Below are 17,132 nucleotides of genomic sequence, written 5' to 3'. Positions count from 1 at the left end.
CCCCGTCCCCGGACACGCTCGCCGCGTTCGAGGCCGCCAAGGGCTTCATGCCGGTCCACGAGGGCCTCGCGCTGTACGCCGCCGCCACCGAGGCCGGCGCGCTCGGACTGCCGCTGCTGGAGGTGGGCACGTACTGCGGGCGCTCCGCCATCCTTCTCGCGGACGCGGCGCGAGGTGCCGGGGTGACCGCGCTCACCGTCGACCACCACCGGGGCAGCGAGGAGCAGCAGCCGGGCTGGGAGTACCACGACCCGAGCGTGGTGGACCCGGAGGTCGGGCTGATGGACACGCTCCCGACCTTCCGCCGCACCCTGCGCCGGGCCGGCCTGGAGGACCACGTGGTGGCGCTGGTCGGGCGCTCCCCGCAGGTCGCCGCCGTGTGGAGCGGACCGCTCGGGCTCGTCTTCATCGACGGCGGGCACACCGACGAGCACGCGAACGCCGACTACGAGGGCTGGGCCCCGCATGTCGTCGAGGGCGGGCTGCTGGTGATCCACGACGTGTTCCCCGACCCGGCCGACGGCGGGCAGGCCCCGTACCGGATCCATGGGCGGGCGCTGGCCTCGGGCGCGTTCACGGAGGTTTCGGTGACGGACTCGCTGCGCGTGCTGCGCCGCACGGGCACCGGGATCTGAGCCGCCCGGGACGGCCGGATGGGTAGCATCGCCGCGTGCCGTACGACGACAGCCCTCCCCCCACCCGCCGTGCCCGGCCTCTGCCCGTGGCCGCCGCGCTGGCCGCCGTATGCCTGACCGCCGCCGGGTGCGGCGGCAGTCCGGAACCCGGCGGGACCGGCGCGGCCTCGCCCCGGCCCGGCGCGGACGCCGCCTCCCCCACTCCTGCCGAGCCGTCCGCCTCCGCCTCCGCTTCCGCGAAGCCGCTGCCGAAGGGTGCGCTGACCGGCCGGACCGTGGTGATCGACCCGGGGCACAATCCGGGAAACCGCGACCACACCCGGGAGATCAACCAGCAGGTCGACATCGGCACCGGTCGCAAGGAGTGCGATACGACCGGTACGGCCACGAACGACGGTTACGCGGAGGCCCGGTTCACCCTCGACGTCTCCCACCGGCTGCGGGCGCTGCTGGAGGCCGAGGGAGCCCGGGTCCGGCTGACGCACGACGCGGACCGGCCGTTCGGGCCGTGCATCGACGAGCGGGCCCGGATCGGCAACGAGGCGCAGGCCGACGCGGTGGTCTCGGTGCACGCCGACGGATCCGCGGTGGGCAACCGGGGCTTCCATGTGATCCTGCCCGCCGCGGTCAGGGGCGGCGGATCGGACACCTCGAAGATCGTGAAGAGTTCCGCCGATCTCGGCGCGAGGATCGCGGGACACTTCGCCCGCACGACCGGAAGCGCGCCTTCCAATTACGTCGGCGGAAATACCGGCCTGGACACCCGGGATGATCTCGGCGGACTGAATCTGTCGACCGTGCCCAAAGTGTTCGTCGAATGCGGCAATATGCGTGATCCGAAGGATGCCGCACTGCTCACCCGTGCGAGCTGGCGGCAGAAGGCGGCCCAGGGATTGGCCGACGGCATTACCAGCTACCTGAAGGGGTAGTTCTGCGGTGATATTGGGGGGATACCCGCTCATGACCCGGGCTCGGGAGCAACCCGCCCGGGCAGACGATAGATTCATCCGTACGATGGGGAGCCGCTCCCGAGCTTCGAGCCGCACCGGCGGCAGCGACGACCGCCCCGACGAGACGACCGACTAAGGACCTTCACGTGAATATCCGATCCCTCACACGAGGCGACGGCGTGGTGATCGGAGCAGCGGTCGTGCTGTTCATCGCCTCTTTCCTCGACTACTCCAGCTACTGCCCGACGGGCATCGACTGCTCCCGGATCGACAACCCGAACGCGTGGGACGCGCTCGGCATCCTGATGAGCATCTTCCTCGCCGGCGTCATCGCGGCGGCGCTGGTGATCGTGAGCCGCGCGATGCCGGGCCGCAAGGTCGCCGGACTGGATCTCGGCCAGTTCGGTGCGGCGCTCGCCGTCTTCGCGCTGTGGACCGCCTTCTGGACGATCCTCGACATCAGCAGCGCCGGGGCGGGCCTGATTCTCGGCCTGCTCGCCACCATCGTGCTCGCCGGCGCCGCGATCGCCGGACCGCTGGTGCCCTTCCTCAAGGCCCCGCTCCTCAGCCCGGCCGGCCCGGCGCAGGGCGTGCAGGGCGGCCAGCCGCCGTACGGTGCCCAGCCGAGCCAGGGCTACGGCTACCCGGGCGGCCAGCAGCAGGCGCCGTACGGTGCCCAGCCGAGCCAGGGATACGGCTACCCGGGCGCGCCCCAGCAGGGCCAGCCCGCCCCGGCCGACCAGGCGCCGCAGGCCCAGGCCCAGCAGCCCGCGCCGGGCGGCGCGGCCCCGGCGGGTGACTTCGCCCCGTTCTGGTTCGCCGTTCCGGTGGCGCGCCCGCTGTACGGCGAGGACGGTTCGCCGAACCCGATCGCCGAGCTGGCGCCGGGCACCTGGTACCTCGCGGTGGAGCAGCGCGGCCAGAGCCTGATCGCCCAGACGCAGGACGGCCGTCGTGGTGTCCTCCAGGACACCACGGGCATCCAGCGCGGCTGATCCCGACGCACACACCGCGGCCCCTCGCCCTTCCGGGCGGGGGGCCGTTGTCGTACAGTCCAACCCGCACCGACCCGATGTGACACTTCGTCAGCAATCGCTGGAGGGAACGGTATGCGGCTCGGACTCGCGCTCGGGTACTGGGGTCGCGGCCCGGATCCCGGCCAGCTCGCCCTGGTCCAGGAGGCGGAGCGGCTCGGCTACGACTCGGTGTGGACGGCGGAGGCCTGGGGCTCGGACGCCTTCACACCGCTGACCTGGATCGCCGCCCACACCGCGCGGATCCGGCTGGGGACCGGCATCGTCCAGATGGCCGCCCGCACCCCCACCGCGACGGCCATGCACGCGCTGACCCTGGACCATCTCTCCGGCGGCCGGATGCTGCTGGGGCTCGGCCTGTCGGGGCCGCAGGTGGTGGAGGGGTGGTACGGACGGCCGTTCCCGAGGAGCCCGCTGACGGCGACCCGGGAGTACGTCGCGGTGATCCGGCAGGTGCTGGCGCGGCAGGGGCCGGTCGAGCTGGCGGGCCGCTTCCACCCCCATCCCTACGACGGCCCGGACGCCACCGGGCTCGGCAAGCCGCTGAAGCCGATCACGCATCCGCTGCGCGCCTCGCTCCCGGTGCTGCTGGGGGCGGAGGGCCCGAAGAACATCGCGCAGACGGTGGAGATCGCGGACGGCTGGCTGCCGCTGTACTGGTCGCCGCTGCGCGCCGACGTCTACGGAGCCTCCCTGGCCGGGCTCCGGGACGGTTTCATGGTCGCGCCGATGGCCCGCGCGCACGTCTGCGACGACGTGGCCGAGGGGCTGTGGCCGGTGAAGGCGATGCTGGGCTTCTACATCGGCGGGATGGGGCACGCGGCCCGCAACTTCCACGCCGATCTGATGGCCCGCATGGGGTTCGAGGAAGAGGCCCGGCGGATCCAGGAACTGTTCCTCCGGGGCCGCAAGGAGGAGGCGGTGCGGGCGGTGCCGGACGCGTTCGCCGATGAGATCGCGCTGATCGGGCCGCGCGCCCGGATCGCGGAGCGGCTGGAGCTGTGGCGCGCGGGCCCGGTGACGGATCTGCTGGTCACCGCCCCGGACCCGCACACGCTACGGGTCCTGGCGGAGCTCAACTCCTAGGCGCTGTCGTCAGGGTGCTCAGCCGAACGAGGACCGGTCCAGCCAGAAGTCCAGCAGCGCCGCGTCGCCCAGTACCTCCACGCGTGGGTCGGTGGGCTTCAGGCGGCGGTTGAAGACGAGCATCAGATCGGTGAGCGTGCCGCGCAGCGCGACCGTGGCCTTCTCGTGCGCGTGCCGCCAGGTGAAGCGGTCCTCGCCGAACTCGATCAGCCACTCCGCACCGGGCACGTCGGTGGCGTGCAGGTGCAACGAGCGTCCACCGCCCCGGAGTTCGGCCGCCTCCGGGTCGCCTCCCTCCTGGGCCAGGGCGACGATGCCGAGCCATTCCTCGATGGTGTCGGCGGCCACCTCCGCGTCGACCTCGTACGGGGCGCGGGCGGCAAGCGCCGCGTCGGCCCGGTGCACGGCCGTCTCGTGCGTCATGCGGCGCGCCCAGAAGGCCGTGCGCCGCTCCGTCACCCAGGTCCACACCTCGGCGTCCGGCCCGGCCTCCCGCAGCGCGGCGACGGTGGCGGCCGCGCCTTCGGCGAGCCAGGCGTCCAGCGCGGCCGGGTCCGTGCCGTCCGGCCCCTCCAGGCCGGGCACCTTGTCCTCCGGGACCTCCTCGGTGGCCCGGGTGCGGACTATTTCGCCGACCCAGCGGTGGGCGCCGCCGACATGCACCGCGAGCTCGCGGAGCGTCCAGTCGGGGCAGGTGGGTACGGTCACGCCGAGATCGGCACCGGTCAGCACCGCGCGCAGGGCGTCGGTCTGGGCCAGGATCTCGTCGCAGTAGCGGTCGTGGGTCAGAGACGTCATGCGGCACCCTAACCGGCGGAACCCGGGGTGATCATTTCGATATCCGGCGGGTGCCGTCCGGCCCCGGCGGTGAGCGGCGCGACGGCCTTCGACAGCAGCGGGTCGCCCTTGGCGTTCTCCGCCGCGGCCCCGAGCCGGTTGCAGGACAGCAGCAGCGCGGCCAGGGTGCGGCGGAGCGGTACGGAACGGTGCACGACGGAGCCTCCTGACCGAGAGTGACGAACCTCGGCACTCCCGCTCGCGCTCGCCCGCTGCCCCAAGGGTCGCCACTCGGTGCGGTCCGCCCGGGTTTCACCCTGCGTAAAGCGGCAACCAGAGTTCCATGTCTCCCAGAACCCGTTCAGGAAGCAGCTCAGCGGCCCGCGTCATCGCCGTCGTGGCCGACGTCCTGGCCTTCATCATCATCCTCTGGATCCTGATGTACCTGCTGGACGCCAACCGGGGCAACGACTTCGTGCAGTGGGTGCACGACTCGGCCCGCTGGCTGGCCGGCTGGTCGTACGACCTGTTCACGTTCGACCGGACGTGGGCGAACGTCGTCGCCGGTTACGGTCTCGCGGCCGCGGTCTACCTCTTCATCGGGCACGCCGTGGCGGGCCGGCTCCGTCGCTGAACCGGCCCCGCCCCGGGCGGTGTTCAGCAGCAGCCCGGCTCCAGGCCGACCGGCAGCCGCTCGCCCCCGAAGACCGCGGTGGTCGCCTCGTCCCCTCCGAGCGCGGCCACCGCGAGCAGCAGGGAGCCCGCCGTCCAGGTGGTCAGCTCCTGGGGCCAGACGGCCTTGCTGCCCTCGAAGACGTACCCCGTCCAGTACAGCCCGCCCTCGGCGCGCAGGTGCTGGATGGACTGGAGGATCTCCAGGGCCCGGTCCGACTCGCCCGTCGCCCAGAGGGCCAGGGCGAGTTCACAGCTCTCGCCGCCGGTCACCCAGGGGTTGGGCAGCACGCAGCGCACCCCGAGTCCGGGAACGACGAAGCGGTCCCAGCCCTCCTGGATACGGGCGGTGGCCTCGGCGCCGGTGAGCGCGCCGCCGAGGACCGGGTAGTACCAGTCCATCGAGTAGCGGTTCTTGTCGAGGAAGCGCTCGGGGTGGCTGCGGATCGCGTGCGCCAGCGCCCCGGTCGCCAACTCCCAGTCGGGCTGCGCCTCCTCGCGGCGCTCGGCGATGGCGAGCGCACAGCGCAGCGCCTGGTGGATCGAGGAGGATCCGGTCAGCAGGGCGTCGTTCACCGGGGTGCCGTCGGGCTCCCGCTTCCAGCCGATCTGGCCGCCGGGCTGCTGGAGCCGGAGCACGAACTCGACCGCCGCGTAGACCGTGGGCCACATCCGGTCGACGAACGCGTCGTCGCCGGTGGCGAGGTAGTGGTGCCAGACGCCGACGGCCACGTAGGCGCAGAAGTTGCTCTCCAGGCTCCGGTCCGTCGGCTGCTGCGGATCGCCGTCGTGGTAGGCGGCGTACCAGGAGCCGTCGGCGTTCTGGTTGCGGGCGAGCCACTCGTAGGCGCGGGCCGCGGCCTCGTGTTCGCCGGACGCGTCCAGGGCCATCGCGGCCTCGGTGTGGTCCCACGGGTCGAGGTGGTGCCCCCGGAACCAGGGCAGCGCCCCGTCCTCCCGCTGTACGGCGGCGATCGCGGCGACCGTCTCGGCGGCCTGGGATGCCGTCAGGACACCGGGAAGAACGAGGTGCTCGGTCCGTTCGGGGGTGCTCACGCCTCGGCCTTCGGAAGGTGCGGCTTGGTGGCGTACGCGACGAAACTCTTGCCGACGACCGGGTTGAGGAGCTGCTCGACGACCCGGGTCGCGAGCGGCTTCTTCATGATGTCCCAGACCAGCAGCTTGTGGTACGCCCGCACCGGCAGGGCCTTGTCGTTGTCGACGCCGAAGGCGCACTTGAGCCACCAGTACGGCGAGTGCAGGGCGTGCGCGTGGTGCGTGCCGTACGGCTTGAGTCCGGCCTCGCGGATCCGGGCGAGGAGCTGGTCGGCCTTGTAGATGCGGATGTGACCGCCCTCGACCTCGTGGTACGCGTCGGAGAGCGTCCAGCAGACCTTCTCGGGGCCGTAACGGGGCACGGTGATGGCTATCCGGCCGCCCGGCTTGAGCACCCGGACCATCTCGGCGAGGACGCCCTTGTCGTCCGGGATGTGCTCCATGACCTCGGAGATGATCACGACGTCGAAGGAGTCGTCGGGGAAAGGCAGGTTGAGGGCGTCGCCCTCCATCGCGGTGGCGGTGGCGCCCTCGGGGGCCTCGCCGGCCTCCTTCATCGCGGCGAACCACTTGGCGACCTCGCGGATCTCCTCGCCGTTCCGGTCGAGGGCGACGACCTGCGCCCCGCGCCGATAACACTCGAAGGCATGCCGGCCGGCACCGCAGCCCAGGTCGAGCACTCGGTCGCCGGCGGCGAGCGGGAAGCGGGTGAAGTCGACGGTCAGCACGAGGGCCTGCCTTCGAGGTCGGAGGTACGGGTGGTGACGAGCGGGTCCGCGGTCGCCCGGGGGCGCGCGGCCGCCCGGAGGTCGGCGGTCACCTGCGGACTCCGCGGGCGGCGATCGCCTGACGGTACAGCTCGGCCGTTCCGGCGGCGGCGCGGGCCCAGGTGAAGTTGGCCAGCACCCGTGCCCGGCCCGCAGCGCCGAGCCGGGCGCGCAGCTCCGGGTCGCCCAGCAGCCGGGCCAGCGCCCCGGCCAGCGCGTCCGCGTCGCCGGGCGGGACGGCGAGACAGGTCTCCCCGTCGCGGCCGGAGACCTCGGGGATCGCGCCGCCGGTGGTGGCGACGAGCGGGGTGCCGGTGGCCATGGCCTCGGCGGCGGGCAGCGAGAAACCCTCGTACAGCGAGGGCACGCAGGAGACCTGGGCGCCGCGCACCAGGTCGACCAGCTCGGCGTCGCTGATGCCCTTGACGAACTCGACGGCGTCCGCGAGCCCGTGCCGCTCGATCGCGCGGGCGACCGGCCCGTCCTCGGCGCGCTTGCCGACGACCACGAGGTGGGCGGCCGGGTTCTCGGTGCGGAGTTTGGCGAGCGCGTCGACGAGGTGGACGAGGCCCTTGAGGGGGACGTCGGCGCTGGAGGTCGTGACGATGCGGCCCGGGACCTCGGGGACGGAGGGGTCGGGCGACCACAGGTCGGTGTCGGCCCCGATGTGGACGACGCTGATCCGGTCCTTGCGCACGCCGAGGTCCTCGACGATCTCGTCGCGGGAGGAGCCGGAGACGGTGAGGACGGTGTCCAGCTTGCGGGCGACCCGCTTCTGCATCCGGGTGAAGGCGTACCAGCGGCGTACGGAGGCGCGTCGGCGGCGGCTCGCCGCGGCGGCCAGGTCGAGCCTGCGGTCCACGGTGATCGGGTGGTGGATCGTCGTCACCAGCGGGGCCCCGAGGTCGCCGAGGAGCCCGTACCCGAGGGTCTGGTTGTCGTGGACGACGTCGAACTCGCCGCGCCGGGAGAGCAGGTGGCGGCGGGCGCGCAGACTGAAGGTGAGCGGTTCGGGGAAGCCGCCGGTCCACATGGTGGCGACCTCGGCGAGGTCGATCCAGTCGCGGTACTCGCCGCGCCTCGGCGTACGGAACGGGTCGGGCTGCCGGTAGAGGTCCAGGCTGGGCAGCTCGGTCAGCGGGACGCCCTCGTCGAGCACCGGGTAGGGCTGGGCGCCGATGACCTCGACGCTGTGCCCGAGCCGCGCGAGCTCCCGCCCGAGGTGGCGTACGTACACACCCTGGCCGCCGCAGAAAGGATTGCCCTTGTACGTGAGGAGTGCGATGCGCAACGGCCGGTCGCCGGTCCCGGTGGTGCTGCCGTCGCCCGTGCGGGGGCCTGTCTCTATGGCCTCAGCGGTCACACTCGGCCCCCTTCTGACTGCGTGTTCGCCGGAGCGTAACCGGTCGCGCTAATCTAGAACAAGTTTCAGACTCAGCTGAACAAGTTTCATACTTGATCGCTCGACGTGCGTCGAATCTACCGGCAGGTAGCGTCTGCGGAACGGCCGGATCAGGTGATTCGCGCCACGACGGACGCCCTGGCATGCTGTGCGCGCCCGGACGGCCCGCTTCGCCTGTCCGGGTGGATCAAGCCATGGATCGTGGATCGTGGAACGGGGACAGCATGACCGCGGACGCCAGACCGGCAGCGCCTGCGCTGACCGAGCGCCAGGAGGCCCGTCGCCGCCGCATCCTGCACGCCAGCGCCCAGCTGGCCAGCCGGGGCGGGTTCGAGGCGGTGCAGATGCGGGAGGTGGCCGAGGCCGCCGGGGTCGCGCTGGGCACGCTCTACCGCTACTTCCCGTCCAAGATCCATCTGCTGGTCGCGACCATGCAGGACCAGCTCCAGCACCTGCACACCACGCTCCGCAAGCGCCCGCCGGCCGGCGAGGAAGCGGCCCAGCGGGTGGCGGAGACCCTGATGCGCGCCTTCCGCGCCCTGCAACGCGAACCGCACCTCGCGGACGCCATGGTCCGCGCCCTCACCTTCGCGGACCGCAGCGTGAGCCCCGAGGTGGACACGGTCTCCCGGCTCACCACGGCGATCATTCTGGACGCGATGGGCCTGGAGCACCCGACGCCGGAGCAGCTCTCGGCGGTCCGGGTCATCGAGCACACCTGGCACTCGGCGCTGATCACCTGGCTGTCGGGGCGGGCGTCGATCGCCCAGGTGAAGATCGACATCGAGACGGTCTGCCGCCTCATCGACCTGACGGCGGAGCCGGAGCCGGGGCGGGGCTGAGGGGCGGGGCGGGGCTGAGGAGCGGGGCCGGGCTGAGAGGCGGTCCGGGTGCCCTGGCCGCTCCGTCCGCTCCGGCGAGGGCGACGACGGCCGCGCGGCGCCGGTCCGTCCACTCGGTCAGCCCGACGTCGTCCCTCCCCGCCTTGAACAACGCCTCCCGCCGGACCCACAACCGCAGCAGCGCCGGACCGGGATCGGGCTCGGCGCAGGCGGCGTCCACCTCATCGGGCGGCAGCAGCCTCCGCAGTACGGAGACGGGCCCCGGCCGACGCGTCAGGGGCTCCACGTCGATACCGACCGGGCCCGGCCCGACCACCGCCGCGGTCAGACCGTCGGCGTGGCTGAAACTCGCCCCCAGACCGGGGTGGCCCGGAAGATACGGCCGGCCGTGCCCGTCCCGCCCGCACCCGGGGCAGCGCTGGGCGGGCGCGACGTCCCGGGGCGGCAGTCCGGTGGCCCGGGATGCGCACAGCCGGAGCAGCAGCCGGGCCGCCAGCACGTCGTCGCGCCGGGAGGGCACCCGGATGCCCGCGAGCCGGCGCCGCTCCCACGGGGCGAGCAGGCCCTCGTCCAGCTCCGGGTGGTCCAGCACCTCGGCGGTGGTGGCGGTGAGCGCGACGGCGCCGGCGCCCACCCGGCCGGGGCCTGCGCTCACCCGGCCGGGACCTCCGCGTGGCCGGCCGGGTCGAGGAAGCGCTCCTTGACGCGGGCGAGGGTGCGGAAGTCGTCGATGGTGACCTCCTGAAGATCGATGCTGCTGCCCGAGATCTCTTCCAGGAGGTCGATGAACTCCAGGAAGTCCATCGAGTCGATGAGGCGGGCTTCGATGAGGTCCTCGTCCACGCCGATCGGGCCGTCGAGGCCGGGGTTCTTCTCGTGGAGCCACGCGGAGACCTGGTCCATGGGGGAAATCGCTCCTCTTGCTGTTCTGGCGACTGAGCCGTTGCGGTGGCCGAAGGGCAGGGCGGAGGTCAGGCCCCGGCGGTGGCCCGGAGCCGCTCCAGGGCCTGTTCGGCCGTGCCGTGGGCGAGGATCATCGCGTGCACCCAGCGCTCGACACCGAAGGCGACGCAGGAGCTGTACGCGGACCCGTGGGAGCCGGCGCGGATGCCGAGCCGCTCACCGAAGAAGTTGCGGTGCCGGTTGACGGAGGCGATGGCCGTGCCGTCGGGGGCGCTGTACTCGTACTTGACCGGGTCCAGCGCCATCAGCCGGGCTCGGGACCCCCCGTTGTCGTAGAACGGGTCGTCGGCCGCCGCCCGGGTCAGGGCAAGCCCGAGCCGCCCGGCCACCTCCTGGATGAACTCCCCGCCGCGCTCCTGGTGTTCGGCGGCCCCGTCCTTGGTCCCGAGGTAGAGCACCTCACGCATGTGGAACCCCCACAGCCGGCGCAGGCCGTCGTAGTGGGTCTCGTTGCGGAAGCAGCGACCGGCCGCCGAGAGCCGCAGCCCGTCCTCGCCGACGTCCGCGCCCTCCAGGGAGAGCAGCAGGCCGTAGCAGGTCGCGGACGGCAGCACATGGCCGGTCGGATGGAGCGGGAGATCCCGGGGCGAACCGCCGGAGGCCAGCCCGTCGAGCACGTCCGGGCCGAACCGGCCCGTGGACACGCCGAGATGGGGGAAGTTGCGGAAGAAGTCCAGCCGCGCCAGCCCGTCGGCGGAGAGCAGGGGCGGCCCGACCACCTCGGGGGCGGAGAGCCGCGCGGCCAGACCGGTCAGCAGGCCGTCCAGGCCCCGCAGCAGGGCGGTGCGGACCGGGTCCAGCGTGATCAGCCCGGCGCCGGGACTCTTCAGCTCGATGTCCGGCAGGGCGGTGATGCTGGGTGTGTTCATGGAACCGCGTCTTTCTGGAAAAGCGGACTGACGGGTCGTCACGAACCCGACCACACCCTTGGACACTAGGCCCACCGCTCACCTGTTGTCTAGACCAAAGATACCGAACGGAAGGTATCGGTTCCGTGGCCAACGGGCACAGGTCGGCATGCCATATGCCCATATGTAACCGGCACTTGACAGTCCGGGCGGTCTGGACCAATCCTGCTGATCGACGTGGTCACGGCTCCTCGCACCACGGCACTGCCATCCGTCCCGCCGACCGCGGCGACCCCGCTCCCCCGGGGTCGCCGCGCGGCCGGCCGAGGAGAAGAACCTGCCATGAACCTCATGACGACCCCCGCCCCCCGCCGCCGGCCCCGCCTGCACCGGGCGGCGTCGGACATCCCGTACTTCAGCGCGGACGGTGAGGCCTACCTCGCGCAGACGGCCCTGCGGGAGCTGGACAAATCACGTCCGCTGCGCGTGCTGTCCGAGGAGGACTTCGCGCACTGGCAGACGTACGGCTACGTCATCGTCCGCGAGGCGATACCGGCGGCGACGGCCCGCCGGCTGCTCGACTTCACCTGGAAGTTCCAGGGCCTGGACCCGGATCGCCCGGAAAGCTGGTACGAGGACCGGCCACTGCGCTCGGAGCTGGACCAGCAACTGCACATCTACGGCTTCGTGGAGGCCTACCACCACCAACTCCTGTGGGACAACCGGCAGTCGCAGCGGGTGTACGACGCCTTCGTCGACGTGTGGGACTGCGAGGAGCTGTGGGTCACCCTGGACCGGCTCAACCTCAACCCGCCCAACCGGGGCAACCGCGACCGCGCGCTGATCGAGCCGACGGACCGGGGCTTCGACATCGAGTTGCACTGGGACATCGACACCACGCTCGCCGTGCCGCCGCAGCGGGTGCAGGGCATCATCGCGCTCAACGACACCCGGCCGGAGACGGGCGGTTTCCAGTGCTGCCCGGAGCTGTTCCGGCAGTTCGACGCCTGGAAGGTCGCCCAGCCCGCGGACCGGGACCCGTTGCGCCCGGCGATCGACCGGGACGAACTCCCCGTCGTACGGCCGGATCTGCGCCCCGGTGACCTGCTCATCTGGAACGGCCTGCTGGCCCACGGGGTGGCGCGGAACCTCTCCGAGAACGGGGTGCGGGCCGTGCAGTACCTGTCGATGATGCCCGCACTGGAGGAGCACGAGCGGCTGCGGAAGTCCCGGGTGGAGTCCTGGCGCCATCTGCGCACCCCGCGCTGGAACCGCACCCTGGTCGGCGACCCGGTGCTGCCCGAGTCCAAGCGCTACCCGACGGCCGAGCTGAACCCGCTGGGCAGCCGGCTGCTGGGGCTGGCCTCCTGGCAGGACCCGGTCGGGGACGCCGGGAACGCCGACACCACGGCACCCGCCGCGCGGAGCGGGGAGCCTTCGTGCGCCGCGTCTGCCTGACCCTGCCCACGCACCGGGCGTGCACCGGGACGATCGAGTCGATCGCCGAGGAAGCGGCGTACGGGGCAAGGGAGTTCGGGGCGGAGATACACCTCCTGGTCCTGGACTCCTCACCCGCGCCGGTGCTCGCCGAACACCGGAAGACGGTGGCCGCGCTGCCCGCGTCGCCGGGGGTGACCGTCCACCACCTCGACGAGAACGAGCAGCGGGCTTTCCTCCGCGAGGCGATCGCCCGCACCGGCATACCTTCGGGTTCGGCTTCGGCGGACCGGCTGCTGGACCTGATGCTGCCCTCCCGCGTCTCCTACGGGGCGTGCACCAACCGGGCGTTCCTCATCGCCGAGGCCCTGGGCTGCACCTCCGTCCACCGCCGCGACTCCGACAGCCGCTACCAGGCCGTCGACGGCGAACCGGTCTTCCCCCTCCACCAGGAACTCACCTACCTGGGCCAACGGGCGGACGGGATAAGGAAGTCGGCGGCGAGGAGCAAGCTGCCACCGGGCTCGGGCGACCGGCGTGTGGCGGTCGCGGGCGGCTCGTTCGTGGGCGAGATGTCGGTGGACGTCGCGGAGATCCGCGACCTCGACCCGGACACGTACCGCGAACTGGTCGGCCTGTCGCTGCCCGAGGGCTCCCCGGAGATCTGGCGCAACCACCTGATCGACGCGTCCTTCCGGGGCGCGGGGAACGGGACGTTCGACGGCGACCACACCACGCTCGCCCCGATCAGCCCGATGCGCGTGGACATGTGCAACGTGGCACTGGACCACGAGGTCTACCGGCGGGTGCCGCTGCCGCCCGCCACGGACACCATCGGCACGGACTACTTCCTGCTCCACCTCACCCACGACGCCGGGTTGCCCGGCCTCCAGCACAACCGGCACATCGTGAACTTCCACACGGAGGAGCGGCGTACGGACGACGGGTTCCTGGCGTACCAGGTCCGGTTCGCGAAGTTCCTGCTGTCGAAGACGTACCTGAACGCGGTGTACGCGAGGACGGCGGCGGCCGGCGACGCGCTGCTCGACGCGGAGGGCCACATCAAGGCATCCGTGGTGGCCGGTTTTGTCCGGGACAGCGCAGATCCGCACCGAGCGGAGAACGCCCGCCGCCTGGACCTCATCGACCGCGCCTACCGCCGGCTCGGCGGCCGCTACACGGCGGTCGCGGACACGCTCGCCGGCCGCCGCTCCCGGCTCCTGGACGAGGCCCGCGACGACATGGCCGACTTCGCGCACCTGATGGACCACTGGGAGGCCCTGACCGGTGCGAGTGCCGACGCGGGCCTGGCCGTGACCCGATGACCCCAGCCGTCGGCGAGGACTCCATGCACCCGAACCCCCCGCACACCACCACGACCACGGTCACCGTCGCCTACGCGGGCGGTGAGGAGCGGCGTGGCCCGATCACCATGGGCCAGGCCAACATGATCCGCTGCATCCTGCGGGACGACCCCACCCACATCAACATCCACGATGTGTGGCCGGTCCCCGAAGGCACCACCTCCGAGGCCGTCACCGACGCCCTGCACGCCCTGGCCGTACGGCACGAGGGGCTGCGCACCACCTTCCCGCACCAGCCGGGGGCCGCACCGGTCGACCAGGTCGTGGCGGCCGAGGGCACGTTCACGGTGACCGTCCTCGACCACACCGGACTCCCCGACGACCCTGCGGGGTACGCGGAGTCGGTGGCACGGGCGGCCCGGGCCGGGCGCTTCGCGCTGGATCGGGAGTTCCCGCTGCGGATCACCCTGCTCACCGTGGCCGGACAACCGGTCCACGTGGCACTGGCGTTCAGCCACGCGGTGGCCGACGGCAGCGCGATGGCCATCCTGCGCGAGGAGTTCGCCGAACTGCTGGCGGGCAAGGAACTGCCGGAGCTCACCTCCCTGCCCCCGGTCGACCTGGCCGCCGTGGAGGCGTCCCCGGCCGGGCTGCGGAAGTCGGAGGCGTCCCTGCGGTACTGGGAGCGGATCCTCCGCACCGGACCGCAGGAGATGTTCGCGGAGCCGCGCGGCAGGAGGCCGGGGACCGACGAGGAGGCCCGGCAGCTGACGCTCCGCTCCCGCCGGGGCGGCCGGGCGCTCGCCGGGGCGGCCCGCCGGACCGGGCACCCCGAGGCGACCGTGCTGAAGGCCGCCTGGTGCGCCCTGGTGGCCCACCGGGCGGGCCAGGACAGCTGTGTCACCGCCGTCCCGAGCGCCAACCGGTTCCACGCCCGCGTGGCCCGTTCGGTGACCACCACGTCCCAGGACGCGCTGCTCCACCTGGACGTCCGGGCGCCCGCCTTCGACGCCCTGGTCGCCAGGACCTGGGGCGCGGTGCTCAACGCCTACCGGCACAGCCAGTTCGACTCCGTACGGCTGTGGGAGATGATCGGCCGGGTCACCGCCGAGCGCGGCAGCCACTTCGGCCGGGACGTGGTGTTCAACGACGTGAGCGCCCTGCCCGCCCCGCTCCTGGGCACGGACGCCCAGGAGCGCGACGACGCCGAGCACGAGCTGACCTGGGGGCCGCCCCAGGCCCTGCCGACCCGGCTGCTCGCCTTCACGTACCGGACGGCGCCCCAGCTGCACATCTCCCTGTGGGCCGCCCCCTCGCTCTTCACCCCCCGGGAGGCGGAGGGGTTCCTCTCCGGCCTGGTCCTGCTCCTGGAGGCGGCCGCCGCCGGGGACGTGCGGATGGAGGCGCTGGCCGAGGTGACGGGAGTGCGTCCCGCCGAACGGGGGCCCGACTGGCTGCGGGTGGACGGCTGCTGGGTCTCGCCGGACGCCGTGCGCGAGGCCCTCGGCCGGGCGGTGGGCGGACTGCCGGTGCGGGTGGAGGTGACCGAGGCGTCCGGCGCGGAGCCGCACCTGACGGCGTACATCGCCTGCGGCGCAACCCCGTTGACACCCACCGGGGCCCACCGGGCGCTGACCGCCCTCATCCCGGCCGCCGGTTCGGGGGTCCTGGCGCCCCACCGCTACGTACTCGTGGAGAACCCGCCCACCGAGCCGGACCGGAGCGACGCATGGCGTCGGCTGGAGATCATCGAGGAAGGGACCGGCAGAAGCCGGCAGGTGTGACATGAGCGTTGACGACACGACCCTCCCGCAGCCGTCGGCCGCGCTGCCGAGCCCCTGGCGGTCGACCCGGTTCCGGCTGTTCTTCACGGCCCGCAGCGCGTCGCTGCTGGCCGACGGCATGCTGATGGTCTCGCTGACCACGGCGGTGCTGGGGGCGGGCCACGGGGCGAGCGGCGTCGGGTACGCGCTGGCGGCGTGGATGACCCCGATCGTGCTGCTGGTGCTGTTCGGCGGGGTGCTGGCCGACCGCTTCACGCCCCAGCTGATGATGATCTGCGCGGACGTGGCCCGCATGCTGGCCATGCTGACGCTGGCCACTCTCCTCTTCTCCTCCGACAGCGTCCCCCTGTGGCAGATCATGGGGCTGATGGCGCTGAGCGGGGCCGCGACGGCGATGTTCCAGCCAGGGATGGCGAGCATGGTCCCCCGGGTCGCGGAGGACATCCAGAAGGCCAACGCGCTGCTGCGCATCTCGGAGGCGCTGAGCACCCTGCTGGGCCCGGGCCTGGCGGGCATCCTCGTCGCGTACTGGCAGGTGTCGGGCTCGTACATCGTCATCGCGGCGGCGTACGCGCTGAGCGCCCTCGTCCTCCTCCCTCTGCGCAAGCTGCACACGGAACGCGACGAGGGCGACGCCCCGATGTGGCGCAGGCTGGCGACGGGCTGGCAGGAGTTCCGGTCCCGACAGTGGCTGTGGGGCGTGATCGCGGTCTGGTCCGTGTACGGCCTGTTCGTGTTCGGCCCGGCGCTGCCGCTGGGCGCGGCGCTGATGATCGAGCAGCACGGGGCGAGCGGGTACGGCTGGATCGCCTCGGCGGACGGCGCGGGCACGATCATCGGCGGCCTGATCGGCATGCGGGTCCGCCCGCGCCGCCCGCTGGTGGCGGGTGCCCTGGCGATGCTCTGCTTCGCGCTCAACCCGTTGGCCCCGGCCCTGGAATGGTCCTTCGCGGCCACGGCGGTCGCGCACGTGATCGCGGGTTACGGCTTCGCGTTCTGGGGCGTGATGTGGGCGACGAGCGTGCAGTCGCACATCCCGCTGACGGTCCTGAGCCGCGTCTCGGCGTACGACGTCGCGGGCTCCATCATGGTCATCCCCCTGGGCCGCGCCCTGGCGGGCCCGGCGGCGGACGCGTTCGGCGCGAACGAGGTGCTGATCTTCTCGTCGGTGATGTCGTGCGCCCTGCTGGCGGTGATGCTGAGCGTCCCGGCGATCCGGGCGCTGCGGCGGGCACCGGAGGGCATGCTCCGGAAGGCGGAGGGCGAGCCGGCGGTCTGACCCCTGGGATCAGACCCGCATAACTGCCACGTCGTACTGCGGGATCCAGTCGCTCCGGGTGACGACCACGAGGTGGTGGGCCTGCGCCTGGGCGATGAGCAGCCGGTCGAAGGGGTCCTCGTGGACCATGGGCAGCCGCCCGGCCCGCAGCCAGCACATATCCACGTAAGACCGTTTGACGACACTCGAAATGGCCAAATACCCGGAACCGAGGAACATTACTACTATGACAAATCACTGAGGTTTTCTCAATGGTGATCACTTCCAGATTCCGTTGAGGACGAGGGCGGCGCGGG

20 protein-coding genes are annotated in these 17,132 nt (G+C 72.4%); 11 read left to right on the top strand and 9 right to left on the bottom strand.

The annotated features are described in order from the left end of the window. Positions 1-47: 47 nt before the first annotated feature. The 4 genes from IE145_RS26230 to IE145_RS26215 all read left to right on the top strand — a co-directional run bounded on the left by IE145_RS26230 (position 48) and on the right by IE145_RS26215 (position 3,705). Positions 48-635, top strand: a complete 588-nt coding sequence (locus IE145_RS26230; protein WP_373296639.1) for a class I SAM-dependent methyltransferase — start codon at positions 48-50, stop codon at positions 633-635. 35 nt (positions 636-670) lie between these two features. Next, positions 671-1,564, top strand: a complete 894-nt coding sequence (locus tag IE145_RS26225; RefSeq protein ID WP_189527923.1) for an N-acetylmuramoyl-L-alanine amidase — start codon at positions 671-673, stop codon at positions 1,562-1,564. Positions 1,565-1,731: 167 nt separating this feature from the next. Beyond that, positions 1,732-2,580: a DUF5336 domain-containing protein gene (locus IE145_RS26220; protein WP_189527922.1), complete on the top strand. Its 849-nt coding sequence runs from the start codon at positions 1,732-1,734 to the stop codon at positions 2,578-2,580. 114 nt (positions 2,581-2,694) lie between these two features. Continuing rightward, positions 2,695-3,705: an LLM class F420-dependent oxidoreductase gene (locus IE145_RS26215; RefSeq protein ID WP_189527921.1), complete on the top strand. Its 1,011-nt coding sequence runs from the start codon at positions 2,695-2,697 to the stop codon at positions 3,703-3,705. A gap of 18 nt (positions 3,706-3,723) precedes the next feature. On the opposite strand, the gene IE145_RS26210 is transcribed toward IE145_RS26215, so the two are convergent. Continuing rightward, the gene (locus tag IE145_RS26210; protein WP_189527920.1) at positions 3,724-4,503 is read right to left on the bottom strand and encodes a maleylpyruvate isomerase family mycothiol-dependent enzyme; all 780 of its coding nucleotides are present in this window, start codon (positions 4,501-4,503) and stop codon (positions 3,724-3,726) included. 8 nt (positions 4,504-4,511) lie between these two features. After that, complete coding sequence (locus tag IE145_RS26205; protein ID WP_189527997.1) at positions 4,512-4,697, bottom strand: hypothetical protein; 186 nt, start codon at positions 4,695-4,697, stop codon at positions 4,512-4,514. A 128-nt stretch (positions 4,698-4,825) separates the two neighbouring features. On the opposite strand from IE145_RS26205, the gene IE145_RS26200 reads away from it, so the two are divergent. Continuing rightward, positions 4,826-5,116 carry a hypothetical protein gene (locus IE145_RS26200; RefSeq protein WP_079149745.1) on the top strand — a complete coding sequence of 97 codons (291 nt, stop codon included), beginning with the start codon at positions 4,826-4,828 and terminating at the stop codon, positions 5,114-5,116. A gap of 23 nt (positions 5,117-5,139) precedes the next feature. Here the strand turns inward: IE145_RS26200 and IE145_RS26195 are convergent, their stop codons facing one another. The 3 genes from IE145_RS26195 to IE145_RS26185 form a co-directional block, all read right to left on the bottom strand. After that, positions 5,140-6,210, bottom strand: a complete 1,071-nt coding sequence (locus IE145_RS26195; protein ID WP_189527919.1) for a prenyltransferase/squalene oxidase repeat-containing protein — start codon at positions 6,208-6,210, stop codon at positions 5,140-5,142. Then, a complete protein-coding gene (locus IE145_RS26190) occupies positions 6,207-6,938 on the bottom strand; it encodes a class I SAM-dependent methyltransferase (RefSeq protein ID WP_189527918.1) in 732 nt (243 codons plus the stop codon). The genes IE145_RS26195 and IE145_RS26190 overlap by 4 nt, the downstream gene beginning before the upstream one ends. A gap of 88 nt (positions 6,939-7,026) precedes the next feature. After that, on the bottom strand, positions 7,027-8,340 hold the full coding sequence (locus IE145_RS26185) for a glycosyltransferase family 4 protein (protein WP_189527917.1): 1,314 nt from the start codon (positions 8,338-8,340) through the stop codon (positions 7,027-7,029). A 263-nt stretch (positions 8,341-8,603) separates the two neighbouring features. Between IE145_RS26185 and IE145_RS26180 the strand changes: the two genes are divergently transcribed. Next, positions 8,604-9,221 (top strand): TetR family transcriptional regulator, encoded by a 618-nt coding sequence (locus tag IE145_RS26180; protein WP_189527984.1) that lies wholly within the window; start codon positions 8,604-8,606, stop codon positions 9,219-9,221. On the opposite strand, the gene IE145_RS26175 is transcribed toward IE145_RS26180, so the two are convergent. The 3 genes from IE145_RS26175 to IE145_RS26165 form a co-directional block, all read right to left on the bottom strand. Beyond that, the gene (locus IE145_RS26175) at positions 9,181-9,876 is read right to left on the bottom strand and encodes a 4'-phosphopantetheinyl transferase family protein (RefSeq protein WP_189527916.1); all 696 of its coding nucleotides are present in this window, start codon (positions 9,874-9,876) and stop codon (positions 9,181-9,183) included. The genes IE145_RS26180 and IE145_RS26175 overlap by 41 nt on opposite strands. Beyond that, positions 9,873-10,124 carry a hypothetical protein gene (locus IE145_RS26170; RefSeq protein ID WP_030584042.1) on the bottom strand — a complete coding sequence of 84 codons (252 nt, stop codon included), beginning with the start codon at positions 10,122-10,124 and terminating at the stop codon, positions 9,873-9,875. Before IE145_RS26170 ends, IE145_RS26175 begins: the two co-directional genes overlap by 4 nt. Positions 10,125-10,192: 68 nt before the next feature. Continuing rightward, a complete protein-coding gene (locus IE145_RS26165) occupies positions 10,193-11,053 on the bottom strand; it encodes a class-II aminoacyl-tRNA synthetase family protein (protein WP_189527915.1) in 861 nt (286 codons plus the stop codon). 321 nt (positions 11,054-11,374) lie between these two features. Here IE145_RS26165 and IE145_RS26160 point away from each other — a divergent pair, with 321 nt between their 5' ends. Genes IE145_RS26160 through IE145_RS26145 form a run of 4 tightly spaced genes read left to right on the top strand, consistent with a single transcriptional unit; the run spans position 11,375 to position 16,836 of the window. Next, a complete protein-coding gene (locus IE145_RS26160) occupies positions 11,375-12,490 on the top strand; it encodes a phytanoyl-CoA dioxygenase family protein (protein WP_373296637.1) in 1,116 nt (371 codons plus the stop codon). After that, positions 12,472-13,794 carry a DUF6271 family protein gene (locus IE145_RS26155; RefSeq protein WP_189527914.1) on the top strand — a complete coding sequence of 441 codons (1,323 nt, stop codon included), beginning with the start codon at positions 12,472-12,474 and terminating at the stop codon, positions 13,792-13,794. The genes IE145_RS26160 and IE145_RS26155 overlap by 19 nt, the downstream gene beginning before the upstream one ends. Continuing rightward, positions 13,791-15,557, top strand: coding sequence for a condensation domain-containing protein (locus tag IE145_RS26150; protein WP_189527913.1), 1,767 nt, complete (start codon positions 13,791-13,793; stop codon positions 15,555-15,557). The genes IE145_RS26155 and IE145_RS26150 overlap by 4 nt, the downstream gene beginning before the upstream one ends. Position 15,558: 1 nt before the next feature. Then, entirely contained in the window at positions 15,559-16,836 is a 1,278-nt protein-coding gene (locus tag IE145_RS26145) for an MFS transporter (protein WP_189527912.1), read from the top strand. Between the two features lie 9 nt (positions 16,837-16,845). Here IE145_RS26145 and IE145_RS26140 read toward each other — a convergent pair whose 3' ends face one another. After that, positions 16,846-17,001, bottom strand: coding sequence for a PIN domain-containing protein (locus IE145_RS26140; protein ID WP_189527996.1), 156 nt, complete (start codon positions 16,999-17,001; stop codon positions 16,846-16,848). Here IE145_RS26140 and IE145_RS34020 point away from each other — a divergent pair. Beyond that, entirely contained in the window at positions 16,957-17,094 is a 138-nt protein-coding gene (locus IE145_RS34020) for an HNH/endonuclease VII fold putative polymorphic toxin (protein WP_189527911.1), read from the top strand. The genes IE145_RS26140 and IE145_RS34020 overlap by 45 nt on opposite strands. Positions 17,095-17,132: the final 38 nt, after the last annotated feature.

This window comes from Streptomyces sindenensis (genome assembly GCF_014649035.1).
Taxonomy (GTDB): domain Bacteria; phylum Actinomycetota; class Actinomycetes; order Streptomycetales; family Streptomycetaceae; genus Streptomyces; species Streptomyces sindenensis.
The sequence above is the reverse complement of the archived record's forward strand: the minus strand, read 5'-3'. Positions and strand labels throughout refer to the sequence as shown.

What these genes read in the sequence shown, in the direction of transcription:
- IE145_RS26200 (WP_079149745.1), top strand. Translation starts at nt 4,826, where the DNA reads ATGTCTCCCAGAACCCGTTCAGGAAGCAGCTCAGCGGCCCGCGTCATC.
- IE145_RS26215 (WP_189527921.1), top strand. Translation starts at nt 2,695, where the DNA reads ATGCGGCTCGGACTCGCGCTCGGGTACTGGGGTCGCGGCCCGGATCCC.
- IE145_RS26165 (WP_189527915.1), bottom strand. Translation starts at nt 11,053, where the DNA reads ATGAACACACCCAGCATCACCGCCCTGCCGGACATCGAGCTGAAGAGT.
- IE145_RS26160 (WP_373296637.1), top strand. Translation starts at nt 11,375, where the DNA reads ATGAACCTCATGACGACCCCCGCCCCCCGCCGCCGGCCCCGCCTGCAC.
- IE145_RS26230 (WP_373296639.1), top strand. Translation starts at nt 48, where the DNA reads ATGCCGGTCCACGAGGGCCTCGCGCTGTACGCCGCCGCCACCGAGGCC.
- IE145_RS26145 (WP_189527912.1), top strand. Translation starts at nt 15,559, where the DNA reads ATGAGCGTTGACGACACGACCCTCCCGCAGCCGTCGGCCGCGCTGCCG.
- IE145_RS26150 (WP_189527913.1), top strand. Translation starts at nt 13,791, where the DNA reads ATGACCCCAGCCGTCGGCGAGGACTCCATGCACCCGAACCCCCCGCAC.
- IE145_RS26210 (WP_189527920.1), bottom strand. Translation starts at nt 4,503, where the DNA reads ATGACGTCTCTGACCCACGACCGCTACTGCGACGAGATCCTGGCCCAG.
- IE145_RS26180 (WP_189527984.1), top strand. Translation starts at nt 8,604, where the DNA reads ATGACCGCGGACGCCAGACCGGCAGCGCCTGCGCTGACCGAGCGCCAG.
- IE145_RS26170 (WP_030584042.1), bottom strand. Translation starts at nt 10,124, where the DNA reads ATGGACCAGGTCTCCGCGTGGCTCCACGAGAAGAACCCCGGCCTCGAC.